This window comes from Streptomyces sp. NPDC002671 (assembly GCF_053592475.1).
On sequence record NZ_JBSFVU010000053.1, the window covers coordinates 22,161 to 29,827 of the forward strand.

Here is a 7,667-nt window from a genome sequence, read left to right on the forward strand (position 1 = left end):
GTGAAGCGCGAGGTTAGTGGTCGGCTCCGGAAGTCCTTCGGGGGTTGATCACGCTGCCGGTGCAGCTACACCTACACCCACGTCAGCGACCAGCACTCAACCCTCGGCATGAAGGTGACCGTGGCCACGCACCGCGAGGCGCGCTACGTGCTGGACGAGATCCTGGTCAATGCCACCGACCTGCCCGTCATCGAGAGTAGGTGGTTCCGGCGGGCCCCGGTTCGGGGCGGCTGGCCTGTTTCGGTGACGGACGCCTGGAACACTCGGGATCACCTGATGGAAGAGCGGCGCCGTCGCACGGTGTCTGTTACGACAATGTGAGAGTCTCGGTGTCAGTGGCAGCACCGACAGTGTTGCCACCGGCATCCTCCAGAGCAGCGGTCACGGTGACTGTGTCTCCACTCTGCGCGCCGAAACTGTGGATGGGAAAGTCATCACGGTGGACCGCACCGTCGCACACCAGCGCGGGAGTGCTGCTGGAGTTGAAGATCCCAGCTCCCCCAGGAAGGGAAAAGACCTGCATCTGTGTGACCGGCCCCGGGTCGCACGAGTAGTCAATGATGACGCCGATGAACCTTGGCCCCTCTTCGCCTGCATTGACGATTGTGACTGTGGTGGACGCGTGGGCCAGGGGGGCGATGTACACCACCGGTGCCGTAACAAGTAGCGGCACCGCGAGCATGCGGAAGATTCGCCTGGGCATGGTTTCCTCCAGTGGGAGGTGGGGTGAGATGCCACTCAACGCGGACAGGATCGCTGCGGAATGGGATCGAGAGACCCTGGCGAAAAGGATCGCCTATTGGTGACTGGAATATCCCCTGGGCCGTTCGCCTGGAAACGGAGAGCCCAGGGGGCGTGAAGGGCACTGCGGGGGCGCGAGGCATGCCGGGAGGCGCAACACGCAACATCGGCTTGTCAATCGAGGGCCAGGCCGTGGTCGGTGCCGTCATGTTCACCCTGATTCTGCCGTCGGGCGGTGACCGCTGTCAGCTCCGCGCTGACCCAGGTTCTACCAGGCCGGGCCAGGCAGCCCGTGCGAAGCCGTCGGCGGCCGGTTCCTGCTCGCGGAGCTGAGTGGAGTCCATGTCCAGCTTGGGGGCGTAGGCTTCCGGCTCGATCCCGAGCTCGTGGGTGGAGTACTTGCCGAACCGGTTGATGTTCTCCGTGATGTACGGGGAGATGGCTGCGGTGTAGTTGGTGGCTCATCGGTCGGCCTGTGTGCGGCGTGGGGAGTTCGATGCCACGACCAGGCCCCCCTCCAAGACCAAGGCCTGTTGTCCGCCTGTACGAAGCGGTCGACTGCCGCATTGCTGTCCGGCGCTGGCGGTCGGGCCTGCGTGTCAGGCTATGAGGTCAGTTCGTGATGCCGTGCGAGGTGATCATGTGGAGGTGTGGCTTCCGTCGGGGCGAGTCCGTACCGTATCCGTTGTTGATCATGGATCGGGCCTTGGAACGAGGCTCCGAAATAGAGGGGGGAATCCAGTGAAGAAGTGCATCGGCGCAGTGCTGGCCGCCGCGTTCGCCATTACCGCGCTCGTCGCCGCGGGCACGGCCGTCACGGGTGCTGAGACCAGCGTCCAAGCCGGCAACGTCTCTAACCGTCCGTAGCCAAGGACGCGCAGGCACTGGTAAAGGTGCACAGCGGTGGCCCGGACCACCACCGTTCGGGCCGCCAGTCACTCGGTGATGGGCCCGTCTGCCGAGCTCACCAGCACGCCGCCGGGGCCCGGCGCACACCATCCTGGAGAAGCGCGATCAGGCCGATGGCCGCCCGCCCGGCTGCGACCGCGAGATGTACAAGCGCAGAGGCCGTGGTCGTCCGGCTCGGACCGCATCCAGGCGCACAATCGAGAGCAGGCTTGCCGCGGTCGGCGTCTGCTGCGAGCGCGTCAAGCCAGGCGGCGACGCCCGCGATTACGTTCGTGCGTCCGGTGTCCTGGCCGGTCCGAGACGGGTGTCCGCGCGTCCGCGTCGGTGCAGGTCATCGACTATGGCCCCGAGCGGAACCGGGAGCGCGCCTTACGCCGCGTACCAAGCACCGACACAGGTCACTGTCACACGAGCAGCGCCTCGAGCTCCGGTAGTCGGCCGAACAGGTCGGGGAGGCCGCGCACCCCGTTGCGCACGGACTCGTGCGACAGCGCGAGGTCAGGGCCGGTGCTCGCCTCGACACCGGCGAGGCACCGGAGGATGTTCCACCTCGTGTGCCCCAGCCAGCCGCCGATCATGAACACAAACCAGCTTGGACCTGACGGCGGCAGCGCTCCGCCCCCCGCGACATAGCCGTCGAGAACTGAGCGGAAGATGGCGGGCTTGATGTCGTCGAAGCCAGGTCCCTTCGCGAGGCTCAGCGCGGTCGAGCCGAGCTCACTGGACAGGTCGAGCATCCCCGAGAGCTCCCAGTCGAGCACCACCGGCCGACCCTCTTGAGCGAGCAGGTTCCACGGTTGGATGTCCCTGTGGGTCAGCACGACGGGGCCTGGCCGTTCGCAGGTGTCGACGAAGTGGGCAATCGCGAGGAACGTCTCGACGTGAGAGGCGAGCTCGTCGGCCCACGGCTGTCCGGTCGCCGCCGCCCGCGCGGCGAGCTCGGGCCAGTCCCGTGACGTCGGGTCCTCGATCGACACATGGGTCCACGCGACGTCGAGCGCGTGGATGCGCGCGAGGATCTCACCGATCTCAAACGCGTACGCCGCCGACACCGGCGCTTCGGGCACCTTCTCGCCCTCGACCCATCGGTGAACGAGAGTGTAGTGGCTGGTCGAGATCGGCTCTGGCATCGGAATGCCGGCAGCGAAGGCCGCCCGCTCAAACCTGAACACGTCTTCGACGCGATAGGTCCAGCGGCGGTCGACGAGGTTCAACTCCTTCACCGCGAACGACCCCTGGTCGGTGTCGAGCCGGTACATCCGGTTGGCGAACCCGCCGTGGACGCGGATCATCGGCCCGATCGGCGCGCCGAGATGCGAAAGGTTCACCCACGCATTCTAGGAGCTGGCAGTTCGTCGATGCACCGGACTTTCCCTTGTTTGTCGGCCCGGGAGAGTCGGGTGTGGCTGACAACGCCTTGTCGGATGTGGCTCGGTGGGAGTGGCCGCCCGGCTCTCCGGGGCGCCCTGGCTGCTGATTGAGATGTGCGCGCCTTGTGCGGTCGCTGATTACGGAGATGACAGTGGGGTGTTCCTCGGGCCGACGGCACTGCTGTGCGGAACGAGGAGGGGCGAGTGAGCAAGCAACGGACCCAGGCCTGGGCTGGCATCGACGCCGGAAAAGGCCACCACTGGGCGGCCGTGGTCGATGAAACAGGCGCGACGCTATGGTCGAAGAAGATCGACAATGACGAGTCGGCGATCCTGACCGCGCTCGGCGAGATCCTGGACCTGGCGGACGAGGTCCACTGGGCAGTGGACATATCTGGAACCTCGTCCGCGCTGCTGCTGGCCCTGCTCGCGGCGCACAGCCAGCAAGTCGTCTACGTGCCCGGCCGCACCGTCAACCGCATGTCGGCCGCCTACCGGGGCGAGGCGAAGACCGACGCGCGCGACGCCTACGTCATTGCCGAAACCGCCCGCCACCGCCAGGACTTCGCCGCCATTGGTGTGCCCGCCCAGCTGGCCGCCGACCTCGCGCTGCTGACAGCTCACCGTTCCGACCTCGTGGCCGACCGAGTGCGGATGATCAACCGGCTCCGCGACGTGCTCACCGGTGTCTTCCCCGCCCTGGAGCGCGCCTTCGACTACTCGGCTCGCAAGGGCGCGCTGGTCTTGCTGACCGGATATCAAACACCCGCAGCCATCCGCCGCCGCGGCCGGGTCCGGCTCACGGCATGGCTGGCGAACCGCGGCGTCCGGGGCGCCGACGGTGTCGCGGCCACCGCACTGCGGGCCGCGCAGGCCCAGCAGACCGTGCTGCCCGGCGAGGACGTCGCCGCGCAGATCGTCTCCGATCTGGCCGCACAGATCCTGGCCCTGGACGACCGGCTCAAGCGCGTCGACAAGCAAATCCGCGATACCTTCCGCAGCCATCCGCAGGCGGAGATCATCGAGTCCCTGCCCGGAATGGGGCCGATCCTCGGGGCGGAGTTTGTCGTAGCCGCCGGCGACCTGGCCGCTTATGCGGACGCCGGCCATCTGGCCTCGGCGGCTGGGCTGGTGCCCGTCCCGCGCGACTCCGGCCGCCGGACCGGCAATCTTCACCGCCCCAAGCGTTACAGCCGCCGCCTGCGCAGGGTGTTTTACATGTCCGCGCAGACCAGCATCATCCGTGAGGGACCGAACCGGGTCTTCTATCTCAAGAAGCGTGCCGAGGGCTGCAAGCACGTCCAGGCCGTCATCGCGCTGGCCCGTCGCCGAGCGAGTGTGCTGTGGGCGCTGCTGCGTGACGGACGGATCTTCACCTCCGCCCCGCCCATCACGCAGGCGGCTTGACTTCATCATTGAGACTCCCACCGCAAGATCCGCGCACGCGTCGAGCACGCCTTCGCGCGGATGAAGGCCTGGAAGATCCTTCGCGACTGCCGTCTGAAAGGCGACGGCGTTGACACCGCCATGCTCGGCATCGCCCGGTTGCACAACCTCGCCCTCGCGCGGTAACTCCCGCCCCATACGAGACCAGAGAGGCCGAAGGGAGGTGGCTTCCCACCTCCCCGGCTCGGAGGATGTTCAGTCGATACAGAACTCGTTGCCCTCGATGTCCAGCATCGGGATGCACGACTCGTTTTCGTCATCGGCGTACAGCGTTAGCACGTGGGTCGCACCGAGCGCGACCAGTCGTGCGCACTCGGCTTCGAGCGTGGCGAGGCGCTCGTCCCCCACAAGCCCGGTGCCGACCCGGACGTCGAGATGCACCCGATTCTTAACGATCTTGCCTTCGGGGACGCGCTGGAAGTACAGGCGCGGGCCCACGCCTGAGGGATCACTGCAGGCGAACCATGATCCCTGCTTCTCAGGAGGCAGGGTGCGGTTGAAATCGTCCCAGGTGGTGAACCCCTCCGGTGGCGGCGGTATGACGTACCCCAACACTTCACACCAGAAGCGAGCTAGGCGCTCCGGTTCTGCGCAGTCAAAGGTGACTTGGAACTTCTTGATCGCTGGCATCGGCGCACCGTACCGCGTACCAGGGGGACCCTGCCGCTCATTTCCCCAGAGGATCCGCCCGTCACCCGTCGCATCCTGGGCCGCCTTGGACACCAAGTGATCAAACCGGACATTCCACGAGAACGACGCGACCGTGGCGGCGGAGCGCCCCAGTGGTCCCCAGGATCCAGTCCTGACCAACCACCTTCAGGCCAAGATCAGTTGCGGGACAACCCTTAGACATCGTGGACCTGTCCGGTACGGATCTGATCAGGGCAGACCTGCACGGTGCGGACCTGTCCAGCGCGAACCTGCACTTTGTAAACCTGACAGGCGCGGACCTGTCCGGGGCGGACCTGAACAGCGCGGACCTGGCCGGTGCAGACCTGACCGCCGCCAACCTGTGAGACACGGACCTGACTGACGCGGACGGTGTGAATGCCAACTGAACCGGTGTTTGGGCCGATACTGGGGTCGATTCCCGAGACTCACGTACCTCACAGCCCTTGGATACCTGCCAGGCATGTTCGCGTACGAGCCCAGTGACTCACATGCCTGACGCCTTCGCATGATCCGAGATAACGTTCCCGATGCAGGTGGTCAGCGCCACCGAGGACCACCTGCATCAGGTTCCATCAGTAGCACTTGGCCGATCAGGGCCGGATCCGCTACCGGAAGGTGTGCGAGCTGGAGGACCGGGAGGTCTCCCAGGACGAGATCGGCAAGGGCTACGAGCTGACCAAGACGCAGGTCATTCCCATTACAGACGAGGAACTCAGCAATCTTCCGCTGCCCACCGCGAAAGCGATCGAGAGCGACGCGTTCGTACCGCTGGCGTCGATCGACCCCCTCCGCATCGGCGAGGGCTACTACCTCCAGCCCGCCGGGCAGGTCGCGGCCAAGCCGTACAAGCTGCTCGTGAAGGCGCTGGGCCGTTCCTCCAAGGTGGCTGTGGCGAAGTATGCGTGGTCGGGCCGGGGGAGCGGCTGGGCCTGTTGCGGGTGAAGGACGACGTGCTCGTGCTGCATGCCATGCGCTGGCCGGACGAGATCCGCGACCCCACCGAACTTCTGCCGCCTGCGGTCACGGTGCCCGAGGGGGAGATCGAAGCGGCCCTCGCCCTCATGGACACCATGACCATCGACTCCCTAGAAGGGGAGGAGTTCGTCTGCCGCTACACCGAGGCGATCGCCCAGATCATCGAGGCCAAGCGGGAGGAGAAGCCGCTTCCGAAGGCGGCGGAGCCGGAGGAGCCGGCCCCGGTGCTCGACTTGATGGCCGCCCTGAATGCGAGCATCGAGCAGGCCAGGGCATCCCGCGGGGAGGGTGAGGCGGAGGTGCACGAGATGCCGAAGCCGCAGATAAAGGCCGCGGCGATAAAGCCGGCAGGGAAGGCCCCCGCGAGGAAGACGGCGGCGAAGAAGCAGGCCACCCGAAAGCCGCGGCGCAGCGCGTAGCGCATGCCGGTGGCATGGCGGGCGGTGAAGATGGACGGTGGCGGGCCTGTGTCCGTGACATCCCCCGAGCCGGACGCAGGCCCGTCACCGTACGGCGGCAAGCGCCGCCGTCCCGCCGTGGCAATGCCTGCGAGGCACACGTCGTAGTGAAGGGCGTGGTGGTGAAGGGGACAGTGTCCCCGGGCCTCACCTACGGCATGCGGGCTGATCGTTCGGCTGAAGCCCCGCGGAGCCCTTCGCCGTGCAGGCGACCGCCCTTTACGCACACATGCTGTGGCTCAGCCCCGGTACGACATCCTCGTCGGACCGGGGCTGTTCCGTTCCTCGCGACGTGACATTGACGGACGGCCGGTGCGGTCATGCTGCGTGGAGGAGGCGAAGCGCGCCGGGCGGACCGCACTCCTGCCCGGCGGGAGCCGGTCGGCCGCGAGGATTGTGTTGCCGTGGTTGATCCGGCACGTGGGCGGCCTTGGGCTGAGTCGAGGATGCCGAGGTCGGCGTCGGGTCGGCAGTGGGTGCAGGCGCTGGTGCCGTCGGCGAGCAGGCGGCGCGCTTCGTCCTGGCCGATGGGGTGGCGTCGTTTGCCGGCCATGTGGCAGGTGCCGCGGTGGACTTGTGTGGGCGGCCGGCCGACGCCGATGCCGAGTTCGGCGATCCAGTCCGGGGGTGGCGGCTTCATTCGCCGGCCGTGCTCTTCCTCGGCGTGCCGCTGCTGGAGCAAAGCGATCTTGTGGTCGATGCGGGCCACTCCGGTCGCGTGGCGTTGTCCGCGCTGTCCAGTGCGTTGCGCTCCCTGGCCGCCGTGACCATCCAATCGCGCACCAACCCGGGCCGTGAGGCCGCTGATCAAGGACGGCACCGATGGATCCGTCGTCATCGGTACGCTGGATGACTCTCATACCATCGAGCCCGGCCACCTCTCACCGTGGCCGTGCAGCTGCTCTACCCGTCCCAGCACGACGCCGGTGACGGCACACTGCGGAACCTGCGCGCCACCGAGGCGACCCGGCCATAGGCCCGGTGCCACAGATCCCGTTCAGTGCGGGAAAGACGCCAAGCAGACCGCTGCCTCCTACGAGGCAGCGGTCTGCTTGACCAGGGAAGATTAAGGGTGTTGTACCACCGCCACCGCCTG

At 67.0% G+C, this 7,667-nt stretch carries 9 protein-coding genes and 2 pseudogenes; 7 read left to right on the forward strand and 4 right to left on the reverse strand.

From position 1 onward, the window contains the following. Positions 1 to 72: 72 nt before the first annotated feature. Positions 73 to 321 (forward strand): annotated as a pseudogene (locus ACWD35_RS40340) (Tn3 family transposase); the annotation flags it as partial. On the opposite strand, the gene ACWD35_RS40345 reads toward ACWD35_RS40340, so the two are convergent. Then, positions 308 to 703: a hypothetical protein gene (locus tag ACWD35_RS40345; RefSeq protein ID WP_451356329.1), complete on the reverse strand. Its 396-nt coding sequence runs from the start codon at positions 701 to 703 to the stop codon at positions 308 to 310. The pseudogene ACWD35_RS40340 and the gene ACWD35_RS40345 overlap by 14 nt on opposite strands. A gap of 779 nt (positions 704 to 1,482) precedes the next feature. Between ACWD35_RS40345 and ACWD35_RS40350 the strand changes: the two genes are divergently transcribed. After that, positions 1,483 to 1,608, forward strand: a complete 126-nt coding sequence (locus ACWD35_RS40350; RefSeq protein ID WP_451356330.1) for a hypothetical protein — start codon at positions 1,483 to 1,485, stop codon at positions 1,606 to 1,608. 446 nt (positions 1,609 to 2,054) lie between these two features. Here ACWD35_RS40350 and ACWD35_RS40355 read toward each other — a convergent pair whose 3' ends face one another. After that, positions 2,055 to 2,978 carry a phosphotransferase family protein gene (locus ACWD35_RS40355; protein ID WP_451356331.1) on the reverse strand — a complete coding sequence of 308 codons (924 nt, stop codon included), beginning with the start codon at positions 2,976 to 2,978 and terminating at the stop codon, positions 2,055 to 2,057. Between the two features lie 246 nt (positions 2,979 to 3,224). On the opposite strand from ACWD35_RS40355, the gene ACWD35_RS40360 reads away from it, so the two are divergent. Beyond that, entirely contained in the window at positions 3,225 to 4,427 is a 1,203-nt protein-coding gene (locus ACWD35_RS40360; RefSeq protein WP_451356332.1) for an IS110 family transposase, read from the forward strand. Positions 4,428 to 4,442: 15 nt separating this feature from the next. After that, positions 4,443 to 4,592 (forward strand): annotated as a pseudogene (locus tag ACWD35_RS40365) (transposase); the annotation flags it as partial. 69 nt (positions 4,593 to 4,661) lie between these two features. On the opposite strand, the gene ACWD35_RS40370 reads toward ACWD35_RS40365, so the two are convergent. Further along, positions 4,662 to 5,096 (reverse strand): VOC family protein, encoded by a 435-nt coding sequence (locus ACWD35_RS40370; RefSeq protein ID WP_451356333.1) that lies wholly within the window; start codon positions 5,094 to 5,096, stop codon positions 4,662 to 4,664. A gap of 224 nt (positions 5,097 to 5,320) precedes the next feature. Here ACWD35_RS40370 and ACWD35_RS40375 point away from each other — a divergent pair, with 224 nt between their 5' ends. The 3 genes from ACWD35_RS40375 to ACWD35_RS40385 all read left to right on the forward strand — a co-directional run bounded on the left by ACWD35_RS40375 (position 5,321) and on the right by ACWD35_RS40385 (position 6,532). Next, the gene (locus ACWD35_RS40375; RefSeq protein WP_451356334.1) at positions 5,321 to 5,482 is read left to right on the forward strand and encodes a pentapeptide repeat-containing protein; all 162 of its coding nucleotides are present in this window, start codon (positions 5,321 to 5,323) and stop codon (positions 5,480 to 5,482) included. Positions 5,483 to 5,720: 238 nt separating this feature from the next. Beyond that, positions 5,721 to 6,080 (forward strand): Ku protein, encoded by a 360-nt coding sequence (locus ACWD35_RS40380; RefSeq protein ID WP_451356335.1) that lies wholly within the window; start codon positions 5,721 to 5,723, stop codon positions 6,078 to 6,080. Then, on the forward strand, positions 6,041 to 6,532 hold the full coding sequence (locus ACWD35_RS40385) for a hypothetical protein (protein WP_451356336.1): 492 nt from the start codon (positions 6,041 to 6,043) through the stop codon (positions 6,530 to 6,532). The genes ACWD35_RS40380 and ACWD35_RS40385 overlap by 40 nt, the downstream gene beginning before the upstream one ends. 190 nt (positions 6,533 to 6,722) lie before the next feature. On the opposite strand, the gene ACWD35_RS40390 is transcribed toward ACWD35_RS40385, so the two are convergent. Beyond that, entirely contained in the window at positions 6,723 to 7,409 is a 687-nt protein-coding gene (locus ACWD35_RS40390; RefSeq protein ID WP_451356337.1) for a DUF6233 domain-containing protein, read from the reverse strand. Positions 7,410 to 7,667: the final 258 nt, after the last annotated feature.

Bases quoted from the DNA above. Each gene is read 5' to 3' on its own strand.
- ACWD35_RS40345 (WP_451356329.1), bottom strand. From the start codon at position 703: ATGCCCAGGCGAATCTTCCGCATGCTCGCGGTGCCGCTACTTGTTACG.
- ACWD35_RS40370 (WP_451356333.1), bottom strand. From the start codon at position 5,096: ATGCCAGCGATCAAGAAGTTCCAAGTCACCTTTGACTGCGCAGAACCG.
- ACWD35_RS40390 (WP_451356337.1), bottom strand. From the start codon at position 7,409: ATGACGACGGATCCATCGGTGCCGTCCTTGATCAGCGGCCTCACGGCC.